Annotated in this window: 15 protein-coding genes; 9 read left to right on the top strand and 6 right to left on the bottom strand. The window is 73.4% G+C overall.

Annotated features, from left to right (window positions below; all coding sequences use genetic code 11):
• Positions 1 to 99: 99 nt before the first annotated feature.
• Both JQN84_RS09355 and JQN84_RS09350 read left to right on the top strand, forming a co-directional pair.
• Positions 100 to 3,903: a multifunctional oxoglutarate decarboxylase/oxoglutarate dehydrogenase thiamine pyrophosphate-binding subunit/dihydrolipoyllysine-residue succinyltransferase subunit gene (locus JQN84_RS09355; RefSeq protein WP_204957937.1), complete on the top strand. Its 3,804-nt coding sequence runs from the start codon at positions 100 to 102 to the stop codon at positions 3,901 to 3,903.
• A gap of 78 nt (positions 3,904 to 3,981) precedes the next feature.
• Positions 3,982 to 4,161, top strand: coding sequence for a DUF6104 family protein (locus JQN84_RS09350; protein WP_088645992.1), 180 nt, complete (start codon positions 3,982 to 3,984; stop codon positions 4,159 to 4,161).
• A gap of 51 nt (positions 4,162 to 4,212) precedes the next feature.
• Here the strand turns inward: JQN84_RS09350 and JQN84_RS09345 are convergent, their stop codons facing one another.
• Positions 4,213 to 6,333: a bifunctional polysaccharide deacetylase/glycosyltransferase family 2 protein gene (locus JQN84_RS09345; RefSeq protein ID WP_281894252.1), complete on the bottom strand. Its 2,121-nt coding sequence runs from the start codon at positions 6,331 to 6,333 to the stop codon at positions 4,213 to 4,215.
• An 82-nt stretch (positions 6,334 to 6,415) separates the two neighbouring features.
• Positions 6,416 to 7,021, bottom strand: a complete 606-nt coding sequence (locus JQN84_RS09340; protein WP_204957935.1) for a hypothetical protein — start codon at positions 7,019 to 7,021, stop codon at positions 6,416 to 6,418.
• Positions 7,022 to 7,270: 249 nt separating this feature from the next.
• Here JQN84_RS09340 and pta point away from each other — a divergent pair, with 249 nt between their 5' ends.
• The 4 genes from pta (at position 7,271) to JQN84_RS09320 (ending at position 12,472) form a co-directional block, all read left to right on the top strand.
• Positions 7,271 to 9,346, top strand: coding sequence for a phosphate acetyltransferase (gene pta, locus JQN84_RS09335; protein ID WP_204957934.1), 2,076 nt, complete (start codon positions 7,271 to 7,273; stop codon positions 9,344 to 9,346).
• Positions 9,343 to 10,464: an acetate/propionate family kinase gene (locus JQN84_RS09330; RefSeq protein ID WP_204957933.1), complete on the top strand. Its 1,122-nt coding sequence runs from the start codon at positions 9,343 to 9,345 to the stop codon at positions 10,462 to 10,464. Before pta ends, JQN84_RS09330 begins: the two co-directional genes overlap by 4 nt.
• A gap of 88 nt (positions 10,465 to 10,552) precedes the next feature.
• Entirely contained in the window at positions 10,553 to 11,455 is a 903-nt protein-coding gene (locus JQN84_RS09325) for an alpha/beta hydrolase family protein (protein WP_204957932.1), read from the top strand.
• 39 nt (positions 11,456 to 11,494) lie between these two features.
• On the top strand, positions 11,495 to 12,472 hold the full coding sequence (locus JQN84_RS09320; protein ID WP_204957931.1) for an alpha/beta hydrolase family protein: 978 nt from the start codon (positions 11,495 to 11,497) through the stop codon (positions 12,470 to 12,472).
• Between the two features lie 8 nt (positions 12,473 to 12,480).
• On the opposite strand, the gene JQN84_RS09315 is transcribed toward JQN84_RS09320, so the two are convergent.
• The 3 genes from JQN84_RS09315 to JQN84_RS09305 all read right to left on the bottom strand — a co-directional run bounded on the left by JQN84_RS09315 (position 12,481) and on the right by JQN84_RS09305 (position 15,184).
• The gene (locus JQN84_RS09315; RefSeq protein WP_204957930.1) at positions 12,481 to 13,443 is read right to left on the bottom strand and encodes a zinc-binding dehydrogenase; all 963 of its coding nucleotides are present in this window, start codon (positions 13,441 to 13,443) and stop codon (positions 12,481 to 12,483) included.
• A gap of 64 nt (positions 13,444 to 13,507) precedes the next feature.
• Complete coding sequence (locus JQN84_RS09310) at positions 13,508 to 14,686, bottom strand: NAD(P)-dependent malic enzyme (protein WP_204957929.1); 1,179 nt, start codon at positions 14,684 to 14,686, stop codon at positions 13,508 to 13,510.
• A 147-nt stretch (positions 14,687 to 14,833) separates the two neighbouring features.
• Positions 14,834 to 15,184: a S24/S26 family peptidase gene (locus JQN84_RS09305; protein WP_372445956.1), complete on the bottom strand. Its 351-nt coding sequence runs from the start codon at positions 15,182 to 15,184 to the stop codon at positions 14,834 to 14,836.
• An 84-nt stretch (positions 15,185 to 15,268) separates the two neighbouring features.
• On the opposite strand from JQN84_RS09305, the gene sodN reads away from it, so the two are divergent.
• The 3 genes from sodN to JQN84_RS09290 all read left to right on the top strand — a co-directional run bounded on the left by sodN (position 15,269) and on the right by JQN84_RS09290 (position 16,634).
• Positions 15,269 to 15,673: a superoxide dismutase, Ni gene (gene sodN, locus JQN84_RS09300; RefSeq protein WP_088645999.1), complete on the top strand. Its 405-nt coding sequence runs from the start codon at positions 15,269 to 15,271 to the stop codon at positions 15,671 to 15,673.
• Between the two features lie 65 nt (positions 15,674 to 15,738).
• Positions 15,739 to 16,230, top strand: a complete 492-nt coding sequence (locus JQN84_RS09295) for a GNAT family N-acetyltransferase (RefSeq protein ID WP_204958209.1) — start codon at positions 15,739 to 15,741, stop codon at positions 16,228 to 16,230.
• Positions 16,227 to 16,634, top strand: a complete 408-nt coding sequence (locus JQN84_RS09290; RefSeq protein WP_145921526.1) for an ATP-binding protein — start codon at positions 16,227 to 16,229, stop codon at positions 16,632 to 16,634. Before JQN84_RS09295 ends, JQN84_RS09290 begins: the two co-directional genes overlap by 4 nt.
• A 36-nt stretch (positions 16,635 to 16,670) precedes the next feature.
• Here JQN84_RS09290 and JQN84_RS09285 read toward each other — a convergent pair whose 3' ends face one another.
• Positions 16,671 to 17,060, bottom strand: a complete 390-nt coding sequence (locus JQN84_RS09285; protein ID WP_204957928.1) for a hypothetical protein — start codon at positions 17,058 to 17,060, stop codon at positions 16,671 to 16,673.
• Positions 17,061 to 17,068 lie beyond the last annotated feature (8 nt).

Raw genomic sequence — 17,068 nt, 5'->3', positions numbered from 1 at the left:
CGGCGTAGCCTGGGAGCCGTCTCCCGTCCACGCGTACGTACGGACGACGGCGGACACCGCGTGACACACAAACCCGCGTGAAAGAGGCGATTACCGGCCGTGTCGACCCAGCAGACTTCGCAGGAGAACCCACTGGCGGGTTTCGGCCCGAACGAGTGGATCGTCGAGGAGATGTACCAGCGCTACCTCGCCGACCCGTCGAGCGTCGACTCGGCCTGGCACGACTTCTTCGCCGACTACCGACCCACGCCCGGCACGGCGACCCCGCGCCCGGCTGACGGCAGGGCCGCGACGCCGGACCGGGCCGGGCAGCAGGAGCCGGCCGCCCCCGCCGCGACCGGGTCCACCGCGAAGGCGACGACGACCGACGCCGAGCCGCCCGCCACGAAGCCGGCCACCGTCACCAGGTCGGCGACCACCGCGAAGCCGGCGACCAGCGCCAAGTCGGCCACCGCGGCGAAGCCGGCCACCGCGAAGCCCGCCACCAGGTCCGCCACGAAGCCGGCGGCCACCGAGAAGGCCGCCGCGACGAAGGCGCCGACGGCCAGCGCCGCCGGCACCACGCCGCTGCGCGGGGTCGCCGCCCGGATCGTGCAGAACATGGACGCCTCGCTGTCCGTGCCGACCGCCACCAGCGTGCGCGCGGTCCCGGCCAAGCTGCTGGTCGACAACCGCATCGTGATCAACAACCACCTCGCCCGGGGGCGCGGCGGCAAGGTCAGCTTCACCCACCTGATCGGGTACGCGCTGGTCCGGGCCGTGGTCGAGCACCCGGAGCTGAACAACTCGTACGCCGAGGTCGACGGCAAGCCGGCGATGGTCCGCCCGGAGCACGTCAACCTGGGCATCGCCATCGACCTGACCAAGCCCGACGGCACCCGCAACCTGGTGGTGCCGTCCATCAAGGGCTGCGAGCAGATGGACTTCAGGCAGTTCTGGCAGGCGTACGAGGACGTGGTCCGGCGGGCCCGTCGCAACGAGCTGACCATGGAGGACCACTCCGGCACGACGATCTCGCTGACCAACCCCGGCGGCATCGGCACGGTGCACTCGATCCCCCGGCTGATGCAGGGGCAGAGCGCGATCATCGGGGTCGGCGCGATGGAGTACCCCGCGCCGTACCAGGGGATGAGCGAGGCCACCCTGGCCGAACTGGCGGTCAGCAAGATCATCACGCTGACCAGCACGTACGACCACCGGATCATCCAGGGCGCGCAGTCCGGCGAGTTCCTCAAGGTGATGCACGAGCTGATGCTCGGTGAGCGCGGCTTCTACGACGAGATCTTCACCTCGCTGCGCATCCCGTACGAGCCGGTGCGCTGGGTGCGGGACGTGGCCGTCGACTCCGAAGGCCAGATCAACAAGACCGCGCGGGTGCACGAGCTGATCCACGCCTACCGGGTCCGGGGCCACCTGATGGCCGACACCGACCCGCTGGAGTTCACCATCCGCAAGCACCCCGACCTGGACGTCCTCCAGCACGGGCTGACCCTGTGGGACCTCGACCGCACCTTCCCGGTCAACGGCTTCGCCGGCAAGCAGCGGATGAAGCTGCGCGAGATCCTCGGCGTGCTGCGTGACTCGTACTGCCGTCGGCTCGGCATCGAGTACATGCACATCCAGGACCCGGAGGAGCGCCGCTGGATCCAGGAGCGGATCGAGCGCCGCTACGAGAAGCCGGCCGCCGACGAGCAGAAGCACGTGCTCAACCGGCTCAACGCCGCCGAGGCGTTCGAGACCTTCCTGCAGACCAAGTACGTCGGCCAGAAGCGGTTCTCGCTGGAGGGCGGCGAGTCGCTGATCCCACTGCTCGGCGAGGTGCTGGAGGCGTCCGCCGAGGACGGGCTGGACGAGGTCGTCATCGGCATGGCGCACCGGGGCCGGCTCAACGTGCTGGCCAACATCGTCGGCAAGCCGTACGAGAAGATCTTCTCGGAGTTCGAGGGGCACCTCGACCCGCGGTCCACCCAGGGCTCCGGCGACGTGAAGTACCACCTGGGCCAGAACGGCAAGTTCACCACCCCGGACGGCGACCACTCGGTCAAGGTGTCGGTGGTGGCCAACCCGTCGCACCTGGAGGCGGTGGACCCGGTGCTGGAGGGCATCGTCCGGGCCAAGCAGGACCGGATCGACCTCAAGCTGGAGGGTTACACCGTGCTGCCGCTGGCGGTGCACGGTGACGCCGCGTTCGCCGGCCAGGGGGTCGTCGCCGAGACGCTCAACCTGTCCCAGCTGCGCGGTTACCGCACCGGCGGCACCGTGCACGTGGTGGTCAACAACCAGGTCGGGTTCACCACCGCCCCGGAGTACAGCCGTTCCAGCCTCTACAGCACCGACGTGGCCCGGATGATCCAGGCACCGATCTTCCACGTCAACGGCGACGACCCGGAGACCGTGGTCCGGGTGGCCCGGCTGGCCTTCGAGTACCGGCAGGCGTTCAACAAGGACGTCGTGATCGACATGGTCTGCTACCGGCGGCGCGGGCACAACGAGGGCGACGACCCGTCGATGTCCAACCCCCAGATGTACAAGATCATCGACTCGAAGCGGTCGGTCCGCAAGCTCTACACCGAGGAGCTGATCGGCCGGGGCGACATCACCGTCGAGGACGCCGAGGAGCTGCTGCGCGACTACCAGGCGCAGCTGGAGCGGGTCTTCAAGGCCACCCGGGACGCCGCCACCACCCCGCGCCAGGCCGGCCGGCCCAGCCGCGCGGAGGAGCCGGAGCCGCAGGTGCAGACCGCCACGGACGCCGCCGTGATCAAGGCCATCGGCGAGGCGCACGTCAACCTGCCCGAGGGCTTCACCCCGCACAAGCGGATCCAGCAGTTGCTCGACCGGCGGGCCAAGATGTCCGTCGAGGGCAACATCGACTGGGGGTACGGCGAGATCATCGCGTTCGGTGCGCTGCTGCACGACGGGATCACCGTCCGGCTCGCCGGCCAGGACTCCCGCCGGGGCACCTTCGTCCAGCGGCACGCCTCGATCGTCGACGCCAAGACCGGCGAGGACCACCTGCCGCTCAAGTCGCTCACCGCCGACGGCGAGCGGTCCCGGTTCTTCGTGCACGACTCGCTGCTGAGCGAGTACGCCGCGATGGGCTTCGAGTACGGCTACTCGGTGGAGAACGTCAACGCGCTGGTCGCCTGGGAGGCCCAGTTCGGCGACTTCGTCAACGGCGCCCAGTCGGTGATCGACGAGTTCATCTCCTCCGGCGAGGTGAAGTGGGGCCAGCGTTCCGCGGTCACCCTGCTGCTGCCGCACGGGCACGAGGGGCAGGGCCCGGACCACACCTCCGGCCGCCCGGAGCGGTTCCTGCAGATGTGCGCCGAGGACAACATGCGGGTGGCCATCCCGACCACCCCGGCGAACTACTTCCACCTGCTGCGCCGCCAGGCCCTGTCGCCCAAGCGCAAGCCGCTGGTGGTGTTCACGCCGAAGTCGCTGCTGCGGCACAAGCTCTGCGTCAGCCCGGTGGAGGACTTCACCACCGGCACCTTCGCCCCGGTGCTGGCCGACACCGCCGCACCGGCCCCGGAGCAGGTCAAGCGGGTGCTGCTCTGCTCGGGCAAGGTCTACTACGACCTCTTCTCCGCCCGGCAGGAACGCGGCGTCACCGACACCGCGATCGTCCGGATCGAGCAGCTCTACCCGCTGCCGGTGCAGGAGATCCGGGACGCGCTGGCGGCGTACCCGAACGCGGAGGACTTCGCCTGGGTTCAGGAGGAGCCGGCCAACCAGGGGGCGTGGAGCTTCGTCGCGCTCAACCTGCTGGAGCACCTGGCCGACGTCCGGCTGCGCCGCATCTCCCGCCCCGCCGCCGCCGCACCGGCGGTCGGCTCGGCCAAGATGCACGAGGTGGAGCAGACCGCGCTGATCGACGCGGCCCTTCCCCGCCCCTGACCCGACCCGTCACGACCCATCCGGCCCGCCCCCTGTCAGGGGGCGGGCCGGGCCCGTCAGCAAGGAACGAGGAACCCGGTGTACTTCACCGATCGTGGCATCGAGGAACTGGTACAGCGGCGCGGCGACGAGCAGGTCACCCTGGAGTGGCTGGGCGAGCGGCTGCGCGACTTCGTCGACCTCAACCCCGAGTTCGAGACGCCCGTCGAGCGGTTCGCCACCTGGCTGGCCCGCCTCGACGACCTCGACGAGGACTGATCGGGGGCGGTGGACGCGTACCCGCACGGCCGTCCCGCACCCCGGGGGCGGTCAGCGGTTGCGCACCGCCGGTTCCAGGCCGGTACGCCGCAGCTTCTGCCAGCCCAGTCGGCCGCCGGTCAACGCGGTGACCACCGCCTGCACCATCACCAGGTACATCAACTGCCGGTAGACGAACTGTTGCAGGGGCAGCACCCACAGCACGCCGAGCTTCTCCCGGTCCAGCCGGAACGCCACCACGGCGGTGAGGGTCTGTACGCCGAGCATGACCAGCCAGGCGACCGCCGTGGCCCGGCGGTCGAGGAAGAACAGGCCGTACAGGGCCAGCAGGTCGATCACCGGTGCGAGCAGCGGCAGCAGCACCCCGAAGAGGCTGAGGAAGAACAGGCAGCGCCTGGTGAACCGGCCGGACGCGCCCCGGTCGAGCACCGAGCGCCGGTGCTTCCACATCGCCTGCATGGTGCCGTAGCTCCACCGGTAGCGCTGTTTCCAGAGCTGTCCCATGGTCGCCGGGGCCTCCGTCCAGGCGCGGGCGGTCTCCTCGTAGACCACCTTCCAGCCGGCCCGGCCCAGGGCGATGGTGATGTCGGTGTCCTCGGCCAGGGTGTCGTCGGTCATCCCCCCGGCGTAGCGCAGCGCCTCCCGCCGGAACCCGCCGATCGCGCCCGGCACGGTGGACATGCAGCGCAGCGTCTCGTAGAGCCGCCGGTCGAGGTTGAACCCGATGACGTACTCGATGTGCTGCCACTTGGCGATCAGGCTGCGCCGGTTGCCGACCTTGACGTTGCCGGCCACCGCGCCGACCCGCGGGTCGGCGAAAGGCTGCACCAGCCGGCGGACGGCGTCGGGCTCGAAGACGGTGTCCCCGTCGACCATCACGATCAGGTCGTGCCGGGCCAGCGCCAGGCCGGTGTTCAGGGCGCTGGGCTTGCCGCCGTTGGGTTTGCGCACCACCCGCACGTTGGGCAGGCCGAGCGCGTCGACGATGTCGGCGGTGCCGTCGGTGGAGCCGTCGTCGACGACGATCACCTCGATCCCGCCGGGATGGTCGCCGCCGGCCAGCGAGCGGACCGCCGCGGCGATCCCCTCCTTCTCGTTGTACGCCGGGACGATCACCGAGACCGGGTCGGTGACCGGCGGGCCCCAACTCCAGTCCCTGGCCCGCCGCCGTCGGGCGTGCCGCCCGGCCAGCACGAACAACACCAGGGTACGACCCACGGTGAGCACGCCGACGACGACGAAGAGCACACCGAACACGGTGAGCGTGCTGTCGGCGCCCTGGACCGCCCAGATCAGCATCCGGCCGCGCCACCGTTCCCCGGTGCCGGCGGGGGTGTCGGCGTCCATCCGGTGGTCGACCCCGGCGGCGGCGAAGGCGAGGTTCAGGCCCTCGGTCGCGGTGACGAACCGGTACCCCCGTTCCTTCATCATCGGGATGAACCGGTCAAGGGCCGCGACGGTCTGTGACCGGTCACCGCCGGCGTCGTGCCAGAGGGTGACCGCACCGGTGTCCCCGTCGGGGGCGGCGTTCTCGACGATCCGGTCCACTCCGGGCAGCGACCAGTCCTGGCTGTCGGTGTCGTTGAGGAAGGTCAGGTAGCCCAGGTCACCGGCGGCGGTGACCACCGGCCAGTCCCGGTTGTCGATCGCGCCCGGGTGCGACGAGTACGGGAAGCGCACCAGCGAGGTCCGCATCCCGGTGGCACCGGCCACGGCGAGCTGGGTCTGGGCGTACTCCAGGCGTTGCCGCCACGACGGCAGCTCGGCGAGGTCGGGGTGGGTGAAGGTGTGCACGCCGAGCTGGTGTCCACCGGCGGTCAGCTCGCGGGCCACCTCGGGGTGCCGGGCGACCTGCGAGCCGAGCACGAAGAACGTGCCCTTGACCTGGTGGGCGTCCAGGACCTTGAGCACCTCGCGGGTCCAGACCGGGTCCGGGCCGTCGTCGAAGGTCAGCGCGATGGTGCGCGGTGGCAGCCGGTAGGAGCGGACCAGCTCGCTGCTGGCGCTGATGATCGGTCCGCCGGTCACCACCGAGGTGGGCACCTCCCGCTGCCCGGCGACGCTGTCCCGGCGGTCCGGGGCGAAGGAGGCGTTGGCGTACGCGCCGACCAGCAGCACACCGGCCAGCAGCGCGAGCACCGTGCCCAGCAGGATTCCGCTCGGCTGCGGCACCGGCCGACGCCGCCGGGTCGGGCCGGGTGCGCGGCGACGGGTCGGCCCGGGGACACGCCGGCGGGTGGTCGGGCCGGCCGGCTCAACCATCGACGCGGACGCCCTCGGCGTCGCCGGGGAGCGGATCGGGCAGGACGGGCGGCTCGTCGGTGGGCGTCGGCGGGTTCGGCGTCGTGGCCGGCGGCGTCGACCGGGTCGGCCGGGGCGACGCCGTGGCGGTGGCCGGGCTGCGGCTCGGCGACCGGCTGGCGCTCGGCGACGGCGAGGGGCTGGCGCTGCCGCCGGTGGCGGACGGGGTGACCGGGGCGACGGCCGGCCCGCTCCCCCGGGGTGACCGGGGGGCGACGGTCGGTGCCACGACGCCCGTGGTCGGGGTGGGGGCGGCCGGGGTGGTGGTGGCCGTCCGGGTCGGCGGCGCGGACCGCTCGGGCTGCGCGACCTCGTCGACGAAGGGGAGCACCGAGTGCGGGGCGATGCCGCCGGCGAAGCTGACCCCGACCAGCCCGGAGTAGATCAGGACCACCGCCCCCAGGGCGTACGCGAGCCAGCGCAGCCGGGAGTGGCGTCGGCCGCTGGGGTCGACGAAGACGGGGACGGGCGGGGGCACGGCGGCGATCAACGCGGTGGGGTCGTCGGTCGGGCCGGCGGTGCGGTCGAGCACCACGGTCGGCCCATCGACTACCGTCACGCCATCGATACAATGTGGATCGGCAGCCGACCGAACACCGAGCGCGCCCACGGTCTTCGATCCCTCGGGAGGCGCATTTCTCCTGCTCAGGCGGTCGCCAGTCATGGGATGCGAGTTTAGGCACGAGGATCACTCAGCTTCCAGCTCGTCCCACGAATGAGACTCGGGTCGCACCGGCGGGCACCTGCCGGCGACGGTTCAGGGCGAAGGTCCCGGGCGGGACGCGACGTGATCTCCTAGGGTGGTGCCGTGGCCCGCAGCGTCTACCTGACCAGCGTGGGGTCCGGCGGGGGTAAGTCGACCATCGCCCTCGGCCTCGCGGAACTCCTCTCCCGGCAGGTCGAACGGATCGGCGTGTTCCGGCCGCTGGTCTCCGACGCCGGCCCCGACCCGATCCTCGCCCTGCTGCACGACCGCTACCGGATCGACCTGCCCGGGGCCGACCTGACCGGCGCGACGTACGCCGAGGCCGCGGCCCTGGTCGCCGACGGCCGGCGCGAGGAGCTGATCTCCCGGATCGTCGAGCGCTACCGGGCGGTGGAACGGCGCTGCCCGGCGGTGATCGTGGTGGGCAGCGACTTCGCCGACGGCGGGGACACCGCCGGGCCCCGCGAACTGGCGTTCAACGCCCGGTTGGCCACCGAGTTCGGCAGCGTGGTGGTGCCCGTGGTGGACGGCTTCGGGCAGCAGCCGGAGGCGGTCACGGCGGCGGCGCGGGGGGCGTACCACGATCTGGCCGACCTGGGCGCGACGGTGCTGGCGGTGATCGCCAACCGGGTGACCGGGGCGCTGACCCTGCCCGAGCTGCCGGTCCCCGCGTACGCCATCCCGGAGGTGCCGAGCGTGTCCGCGCCGACGGTGGCCGAGGTGGCGGCGGCGCTCGACGCCACCCTGTTGGCCGGCGACGACGCCGCCCTCGGCCGGGACGTGCTCGACTACGTGGTCGGCGCGGCGCACGTGCCGACCCTGCTCGACCACCTCACCGAGGGGGCCCTGGTGATCACCCCGGGTGACCGGGCCGACCTGCTGGTCGCGGCGGCCACCGCGCACGTCGCCGGGCAGGTCTCGCTCGCCGGGGTGGTGCTCACCCTCGGCGAACAGCCCGACCCCCGGGCGATGCGCCTGGTCGAACGGCTCAACACCGGCTTCGCCGTGCTCTCGGTGACCAGCGACAGCTACGACACGGTCGAGGCGTCCAGCCACATCGAGGGCCGGCCCGGCCCGGCCAACCCGCGCAAGGTGGAGGCCGCGCTCGGCGCGTTCGAGGGCCACGTCGACACCGTCGACCTGGCCCGCCGGCTGCGGGTCAGCCGCTCCGAGCGGGTCACCCCGCTGATGTTCGAGTACGACCTGATCGACCGGGCCCGCGCCGACCGCCGCCGGCTGGTGCTGCCCGAGGGCACCGACGAGCGCATCCTGCGGGCCACCGAGATCCTGCTCCGCCGGGGGGTGGCCGAACTGACCCTGCTCGGCCGCCCCGACGAGGTGGCCCGCCGCACCCGCGAGCTGGGCATCGACCTGGGCGGCGCGGAGGTGGTCGACCCGGCCGGCAGCGCCTGGCGGGACGAGTTCGCCACCCGGTACGCGAAGCTGCGCGCCCACCGGGGCGTCACCGTCGAGCTGGCGCACGACATCGTGGCCCAACCCAACTACTTCGGCACCATGATGGTGGCCACCGGACACGCCGACGGGATGGTCTCCGGGGCCACCCACACCACGGCCGCCACCATCCGCCCCGCCTTCGAGATCATCCGTACCGTGCCGGGCGTCTCGGTGGCGTCGAGCGTGTTCTTCATGCTGCTCGCCGACCGGGTGCTGGTCTACGGCGACTGCGCGGTCAACCCCGACCCGGACGCCGCCCAGCTCGCCGACATCGCCATCTCCTCGGCCGACACGGCGGCCCGGTTCGGCATCGAACCCCGGGTGGCGATGCTGTCCTACTCGACCGGGGACTCCGGCGCGGGCGCCGACGTGGAGAAGGTCGCCGCCGCCACCAGGCTCGTCCGCGAGCGCCGGCCCGACCTGCTGGTCGAGGGGCCCATCCAGTACGACGCGGCGATCGACCCGCAGGTCGCGGCGACGAAGCTGCCGAGCAGCACGGTCGCCGGCCGGGCCACCGTGTTCATCTTCCCGGACCTCAACACCGGCAACAACACGTACAAGGCGGTGCAGCGGTCGGCGGGGGCGGTGGCCGTCGGCCCGGTCATGCAGGGCCTGCGCCGGCCGGTCAACGACCTGTCCCGGGGCGCGAAGGTCGCCGACATCGTCAACACGGTGGCGATCACCGCCATCCAGGCGGCCGGATCGTCGGAGGAGGGGTCGTGACCGACCGGGTGCTGGTGCTCAACTGCGGGTCGTCGTCGGTGAAGTACCGGCTCTACGCCGGGGAGTCGACCGTCGACTCCGGCACCGTGGAGCGGGTCGGCGAGCCGGGCGGCGGTCCGGCCGACCACGCCACCGCCGTCCGGGACGTCCTCGGCCGGCTCGACCTGACCGGGCTGACCGCGGTGGGGCACCGGGTGGTGCACGGCGGCCGACGGTTCAGCGCGCCGGTGCGGATCGACGACGCGGTCGTCGCCGCGATCGGGGAGCTGGTGCCGCTGGCACCGCTGCACAACCCGGCCAACCTGGCCGGCATCGCGGTCACCCGGGAACTGCTGCCGGACGTCGCCCAGACGGCGGTCTTCGACACCGCGTTCCACCACACCCTGCCCGAGTCCGCCGCCACGTACGCCATCGACCTGGACACCGCCCGCCGGCACGACATCCGCCGGTACGGCTTCCACGGCACCTCGCACGCGTACGTGTCGCGGCGCACCGCCGAGCTGCTCGACCGGCCGTACGACCGGCTGCGCACGATCAGCCTGCACCTGGGCAACGGGGCGAGCGCCTGCGCGGTGGACGGCGGACGCAGCGTCGCCACCTCGATGGGGATGTCGCCGCTGGAGGGGCTGGTGATGGGCACCCGCAGCGGGGACCTCGACCCGACGGTGATCTTCCACCTGCGCCGCGAGGGTGGGATGGGCGTCGACGAGATCGACGACCTGCTCAACCACCGCAGCGGCCTGCTCGGGCTGACCGGGGCCAACGACATGCGGGAGGTGCAGTCCCGCCGGGCCGCCGGGGATCCCGCCGCCGTGCTCGCCTTCGACGTCTACTGCCGGCGGATCACCGGCTACGTCGGGGCGTACCACGCGCTGCTCGGCGGGGCGGATGCGATCACCTTCACCGCCGGGGTGGGCGAGCACTCCTCCGAGGTGCGGGCCGCCGCCCTGGCCGGGCTGGACCGGCTCGGCATCGCCGTCGACCCGGAGCGCAACGCCGGCACCGGTGACCGGGTGATCTCCCCGGCCGGCGCGGCGGTCAGCGTCTGCGTGGTCGGCACCGACGAGGAACGGGAGATCGCCAGGCAGACCCGCGCCGTGCTGGCCGACGCCCGCTGAGCGGTGGAGGGCGCACCGACCGGGGTGGCGGCCGGCGTCGTCCGGACGGCCGGGTCGGACCGGGCCGCCGACCACCTACCGTGCACTCATGGGGGTGAGGTGGCTGTGCGCCGTGGTGCTGGCCGCGCTGCTCGCCGGTTGTGCCCCGGCCACCGCCGCCACCGACGCACCGCCACCGACGCCGGCCCGGCCCGCCCCGGCGCAGGCCCTGCCGGTCGCGGTGCGCACGCTCACCGTCGACCCGACCGGGCCGCGCCCGCTGCCGGTGACGATCTGGTACCCGACCGAGCGGGGCCGGGTCGCCCCGGGCCGGTTCCCGGTGGTGCTGCACAGCCACGGCCTGTTCAGCCTTCCCGAGCTGCACGCCGCGCTGGCCGTCCGGTGGGCCGCCGCCGGTTTCGTGGTGGCCGCGCCGACCTACCCGCACACCAACCGGCGGGCGGCCCGGTTCAGCCGCGCCGACGTCCGCAACCAGCCCGCCGACGGCTGGCGGGTGATCAGGCACCTGGTCCGCCTGGACGCCCGCGCCGGTGACCCGCTCGCCGGGCACCTGGACGTCGGCCGGTTCGCCGCGACCGGGCACTCGGCGGGCGGTTTCACCACCGCCGGCATGTTCACCTCCGGGCACCCGGCCCGGCTGCGCTCCGGCGTGATCATCGCCGGAGGCGGGTTGGCCGGCGCGTTCGCCGGACCGGCCGCCCCGCTGCTGTTCGTGCACGGCACCGCCGACCCGGTGGTGCCGCTGACCGTCGGCCGGGCCGGCTACCGGCGGGCGTCCGGTCCGAAGGCGTTCCTCAGCGTGCTCGGCCAGGGGCACGGCGAATACCTCACCCCGGGCCGGCCGGGCTTCGACCAGGTGTTCGCCACCGTCACCGACTTCCTCCGCTGGACCCTCTACGACGACCGGGAGGCCGGCCGCCGGCTGCGTGCCGACGCCACCCGCCCCGGGGTCACCACCCTCGACGACCGGTTGGCCGCCGCCGGGCCGTAGCCGCCCGGGCCACCGCGACAGGCGGGCACAATCGTTCTCATGTTCCGTCGTCGTGTCCCGGCCCTGCTGACCGTCGCCCTGCTCACCGCCGGCCTCGTCGGCTGCTCGGCGGCTGCGCCCGAGCGCCCCGCCGCCCCGGCACCGACGCCGCAGGCGAGCACGCCGGGGGCCGCCACGCCGGCACCGCGCGTGCCCGCCGGGACCGCGCCGACGCAGGCGTTCGCGGTAGGCGTACGGCAGCTCGCGCTGAACCGGGGCGGCGACCGCCCGCTGCCGGTGACCCTGTGGTACCCGGCCCGGGGCAGCTCCGGTGGGGCGGCGCAGCGCGACGCCACCGTGGCGGCCGGACGCTTCCCGGTGGTGGCGTTCAGCCACGGCCTCGACGGGCGGCCGACGGACTACCGGGCGCTGACCACCCGCTGGGCGGCGGCCGGTTTCGTGGTGGCCGCGCCGATGTTCCCGCACACCGGCAAGGGCACCGACGGCAGCGTCCTGGACGTGCTCAACCAGCCCGCCGACGTGTCGTACGTGCTGGACAAGGTGCTGGCGCTGGACGCGAAGGCGGGTGATCCGCTGCGCGGCCGGCTGGCCACCGACCGGGTGGCCGCGGCCGGGCACTCGGCCGGCGGGGTGACCACCATCGGCCTGTTCACCACCGGCCGGGACGAGCGGCTGCGCGCCGGGGTGGTCCTCGCCGGGACCGGGCTGGGCGTGGGCACCGCCTTCGCGGGGACCGCCGCCCCGCAGCTCTTCGTGCACGGCCGGGCCGACGAGGTGGTCGACTACGCCGCCGGCAAGGCCGTCTACGACGCGGTGCCGTGGCCCAAGGCGATGCTCAGCCTGACCCGGGGCGACCACGGCCGGGTCCTGCTCGGTGACGACACCGCCCTGGGGGTGGTCGCCGACACCACCATCGAGTTCCTCCGCTGGACGCTCTACGGCGACGCGGCGGCCCGGGACCGGCTGCCCGCCTCGGCCACCCGGGGCGACATCGCCACCCTCGACGACCGCCTCTGAGCCACGGGTCAGGCGGTGTGGTCGACCACGACCTTGCCGAAGACCTCGCCGGAGTGCAGCCGGGCGAAGGCGTCGGCCACCCGGCTGAACGGGACCACGCTGTCCACCACCGGGCGCACCTCGTGCTCGGCGCAGAACGCGAGCAGCTCGGTCAGCTCGTCCGGGGTGCCCATCGAGGTGCCGAGGATCTCCAGCTGCATGGCGAAGACCCGGCGCAGGTTGACCGGCGGCAGGTGACCCGAGGTCGCGCCGGCGACCACGATCCGGGCCATCGGGGCGGCCGACTTCAACGAGTGGTCGAAGGTGGCCGCGCCCACCGTCTCGATCACCACGTCGACCCGCTCCGGCAGCCGGGCACCGGGTTCCAGCGCGGTCGCCCCCAGCGCGGCGATGCGGTCCCGCTTGGCGGCGTCGCGGCTGGTGGCGTACACCCGCTTGCCCAGTGCCAGGCCGAGCGCGACGGCGGCGGTGGCGACCCCGCCGCCGGCCCCCTGCACCAGCACCGCCTCGCCGTCGGCGATCCGGCCCCGGGTGGTGAGCATCCGCCAGGCGGTGAGCCAGGCGGTCGGCAGGCAGGCCGCGTCGGTCGCCGACAGGCCGGTCGGCAGCGGCAGCAGGTTCATCCGGGGTACGGCCACCCGCTCGGCCAGGGTGCCCTGGTAGTGCTCGGAGAGGATGGAGACGCCGCGCGGGTCGCCGGGGGTGGGCAGCACCGGGTAGATGACCACCTCGTTGCCGTCCGGGTCGGTGCCGGCCGCGTCGCAGCCGAGAATCATCGGCAGTTGCCCGTCGGCGAGCCCCACCCCGCGCAGCGACCACAGGTCGTGGTGGTTGAGCGAGCTGGCCCGCACCTGCACCGTCACCCAGTCGTCGTCGAGGTGGGCGGGCTCGGGACGGTCGCCGACGGCGAGCGCGGCGAGCGGATTGTCGGCGTCGAACCGGGAGGCATAGGCGGCACGCATGATCCGCACCGTAACAGCGGAACGATCGTTCAAGAAGGGTCCGGGCCGGCCGACCCGGACCCTTCCCACCCGCTCAGGCGCGGGCGACGCCGTCGTGCCGGGCCGCCTGGGCCACCGCCTCGGCCACCGCCGGGGCGACCCGGGGGTCGAGCGGGGACGGCACGATGGCGTCCGGGCTGAGCGACCCGGCGACCACCCCGGCGATCGCGTCGGCGGCGGCCACCTTCATCCCGTCGGTGATCCGGGTGGCCCGGGCGTCCAGCGCGCCCCGGAACACCCCGGGGAAGGCGAGCACGTTGTTGATCTGGTTGGGGTAGTCGCTGCGCCCGGTGGCCACCACCGCCACGTGCCGGGCGGCGACCTCCGGGTCCACCTCGGGGGTGGGGTTGGCCAGCGCGAACACGATGCCGCCCGGGGCCATTCCGGCGACCGCCGCCTCGGGGATCCGCCCGCCGGAGACGCCGATCAGCACGTCCGCGCCACGCAACGCCTCGGTGACGTCACCGCGCCGCCCCTGCGCGTTGGTGGTCTCCGCGAGGTGTGCCTTGGTCCCGGTCAGGTCATCGCGGTGCCGGCCGATGACGCCCCGGGAGTCGCAGACCACCACCTGTTCGGGGTCCACTCCCCCGGCGACGAGCATGTGGGTGACCGCGACCCCGGCCGCGCCGGCCCCGCTGACCGTCACCCGCAGGTCGCCGAGCTTGCGGTTCAGCAGGCCGGCCGCGTTGCGCAGCGCGGCCAGCACCACGATCGCGGTGCCGTGCTGGTCGTCGTGGAAGACCGGGATGGGCAGCGCCTCGTCGAGCCGCCGCTCCACCTCGAAGCAGCGTGGGGCGCTGATGTCCTCCAGGTTGATCCCGCCGAACGAGGGGGCGAGGGCCCGGACCGTCGCCACGATCTCGTCGACGTCCTGGGTGTCCAGACAGACCGGCACCGCGTCGACGCCGGCGAACTGCTTGAACAGCACGGCCTTGCCCTCCATCACCGGCAGCGCCGCGCGCGGGCCGATGTTGCCGAGGCCGAGCACGGCGGAGCCGTCGGTGACGACGGCGACGGTGTGCGACACCCAGGTGTAGTCGTCGACCAGGGCGGGGTCGGCGGCGATCGCCTCGCACACCCGGGCCACCCCCGGGGTGTACGCCAGCGAGAGGTCCTCGCGGCTGGTCAGCGGGACGGTCGGGGCGACGGCGAGCTTGCCGCCGAGGTGCAGTCGGAAGACGGGATCAGCGGGATCCACGGTGGACGCAGACATGGTGACTCCAGGATCTGTCGAGCAGACGGAGCGGCCGGCGCGAGGGCGCGAGGTGAGGCGGAGCGGCGACACGCGGTACGCGGTACGGGGGTCACCCGGGCACCCCCCGAGCATAGTCAGGCCACCGGTACCGGGTTGTGAGGAGGGTCATATCGGTGCGGCGGCCAGCCGACCGGGGCGGGGCCAGTAGCGGAACACCACCCGGCCCAGCACGTCGGCCACCCCGTACGTCCGGGAGTCGTCGGTGACCAGCGCGTTGTCGCCGTGCAGCCACCACCCGCCGTCCTGCGGGCGCACGGCGCGCTTGACCACCAACAGGTCCGGTCGGCTGCGGAACACCGCCACCACCACGTCGCCGGGGCGGACCGGCCGGCCGCCCCGGCGGACCAGCAGCGCGTCGCCGTGGCGCAGGGTGGGTGACATCGAGGGCCCGGCCACGCCGACGGCGGTGAACGGGGCACCCGACCAAAGGATGGGACCGGAGCCGCCGACCGTCACAAGGTTTCCCCTCCGCCCCTGCCGGGGACGTCCTCAGGAGTAATGTCGGCTCGGATCATCGCAAACATCCCATGGAGGAACCTGATGCGACTTCCCCGCATCCTTTCGCCACGTGTGACCGCCAGCGCACACTGTGACCTGCCGTGCGGCGTGTACGACCCGGCGCAGGCCCGGATCGAGGCCGAGTCGGTCAAAATGATCTGCGAGAAGTACCAGGCGAACACGGACCCCGAGTTCCGCACCCGGGCGATCCTGATCAAGGAGCAGCGCGCCGACCTGGTCAAGCACCACCTGTGGGTGCTCTGGACCGACTACTTCAAGCCGCCGCACTTCGAGAAGTACCCGCACCTGCACCAGCTGTTCAACGAGGCCACCAAGGCGGCCGGCGCGGCCGGCGCCAAGGGGGCGACCGACCCGGCCAAGGCCGACGAGCTGCTCCAGAAGATCGACGAGATCTCCAAGATCTTCTGGGAGACCAAGCAGGCGTGAGCCTGCCCGTCACGGCACCGACGATCCGGCCGGCGCGTCCCGCAGACGTGCCGGCCGTCGTCGCCATGGTGCACGAGTTGGCCGACTACGAGCAGGCCGCCGATCGGTGCGGGCTGACCCCGGCACAGCTCGACACCGCCCTGTTCGGGCCGGCCCCGGCGCTGTTCGGGCACGTCGCGGTGGACGACGACGACCAGCCGGTCGGCTTCGCGCTGTGGTTCCTCAACTTCTCCACCTGGGCCGGTGTGCACGGCATCTACCTGGAGGACCTGTACGTCCGCCCCGCGTACCGGGGCACCGGCACCGGCCGGGCGCTGCTCGCCACCCTCGCCGGGATCTGCGTGGAACGCGGCTACCGGCGGCTGGAGTGGTGGATGCTCGACTGGAATCCGGCCGCCCGGTTCTACGCCTCGATCGGGGCCCAGCCGATGACCGAGTGGGTGCCCTACCGGCTCGACGGGGCGGCCCTGCACGGTCTCGCCGCCGAAGGGGTGACGTCGGCCACGCGGGTGTCCGCCGGGCCGGGTAGAGTCCCGGACCGGGGGGATGAGGCGTGACTCAACTGACCGGCCAGCCAGCGACCGACGACGACGTCGTGCACCTCACCGTGCCCGCCGACGGCGGCTACCTGGGCGTGCTGCGCACCGCGACGGCGGGGCTCGCGGCCCGTCTCCAGTTCGCGCTCGACGAGATCGAGGACCTTCGCATCGCGGTCGACGAGGCGTGCGCGATGCTGCTCGCCATCGCCACCCGCGACGCCGAGTTGGAGTGCCGGTTCTCGGTCACCGAGGACGCGCTGACCGTCGAGGTGACGGTGCCGACCGTGCGCGGCGCGGCACTGCCCGGGGAGTCCTCGTTCGCCTGGAAGGTGCTCACCGCGCTGACCACGGCGGCGGCGGCGGAGTCGACCCAGGGCCGGGCCACCATCTCGCTGCTGACCCGCCGTTCCGCCGGCTACTGACCGGGGCGCGTCACCGCGTCCCGGCCGGGGCGTGGGTCAGCCGAAGCCCAGCGCGCGGGTGGTCGGCGGGCTGACCAGCAACGCGCAGACGCCCACCCCGAGCGCCATCAGGGGCACGCCGAGCCAGCCCAGCCCGCCGGAGATCATGAACCAGCCGACCGGCAGCAGCATCAGCTCCAGCACCATCGCCGGGGCGCGGGCACCGGCCCGGCGGCGGGCCAGTGCCCCGCCCAACGCCCAGAGCGCGACCGCGCCCGCGATGGCGAACCCGGTCACGAAGAGTGCCGAGACCAGGTCGGTCGTGGTGGCGGTGAGGTCGGCCCAGACCAGCCAGCCGGCGAGCAGCGCCAGGGCGACGGCCTCGCCCCGCAGCAGGCGTACCGCCCAGCGCAGGGTGTCGGGAACCGGCGCGGAGTCGATCGTCACGCGGGCCA

Source organism: Micromonospora humidisoli (genome assembly GCF_016900955.1).
Lineage (GTDB): Bacteria > Actinomycetota > Actinomycetes > Mycobacteriales > Micromonosporaceae > Micromonospora > Micromonospora wenchangensis.
The sequence above is the reverse complement of the archived record's forward strand: the minus strand, read 5'-3'. Positions and strand labels throughout refer to the sequence as shown.

Coding starts and splice junctions, on each gene's coding strand:
- sodN (WP_088645999.1), top strand. CDS start 15,269: ATGCGACTTCCCCGCATCCTTTCGCCACGTGTGACCGCCAGCGCACAC.
- JQN84_RS09320 (WP_204957931.1), top strand. CDS start 11,495: ATGTTCCGTCGTCGTGTCCCGGCCCTGCTGACCGTCGCCCTGCTCACC.
- JQN84_RS09325 (WP_204957932.1), top strand. CDS start 10,553: ATGGGGGTGAGGTGGCTGTGCGCCGTGGTGCTGGCCGCGCTGCTCGCC.
- JQN84_RS09310 (WP_204957929.1), bottom strand. CDS start 14,686: ATGTCTGCGTCCACCGTGGATCCCGCTGATCCCGTCTTCCGACTGCAC.
- JQN84_RS09295 (WP_204958209.1), top strand. CDS start 15,739: ATGGTGCACGAGTTGGCCGACTACGAGCAGGCCGCCGATCGGTGCGGG.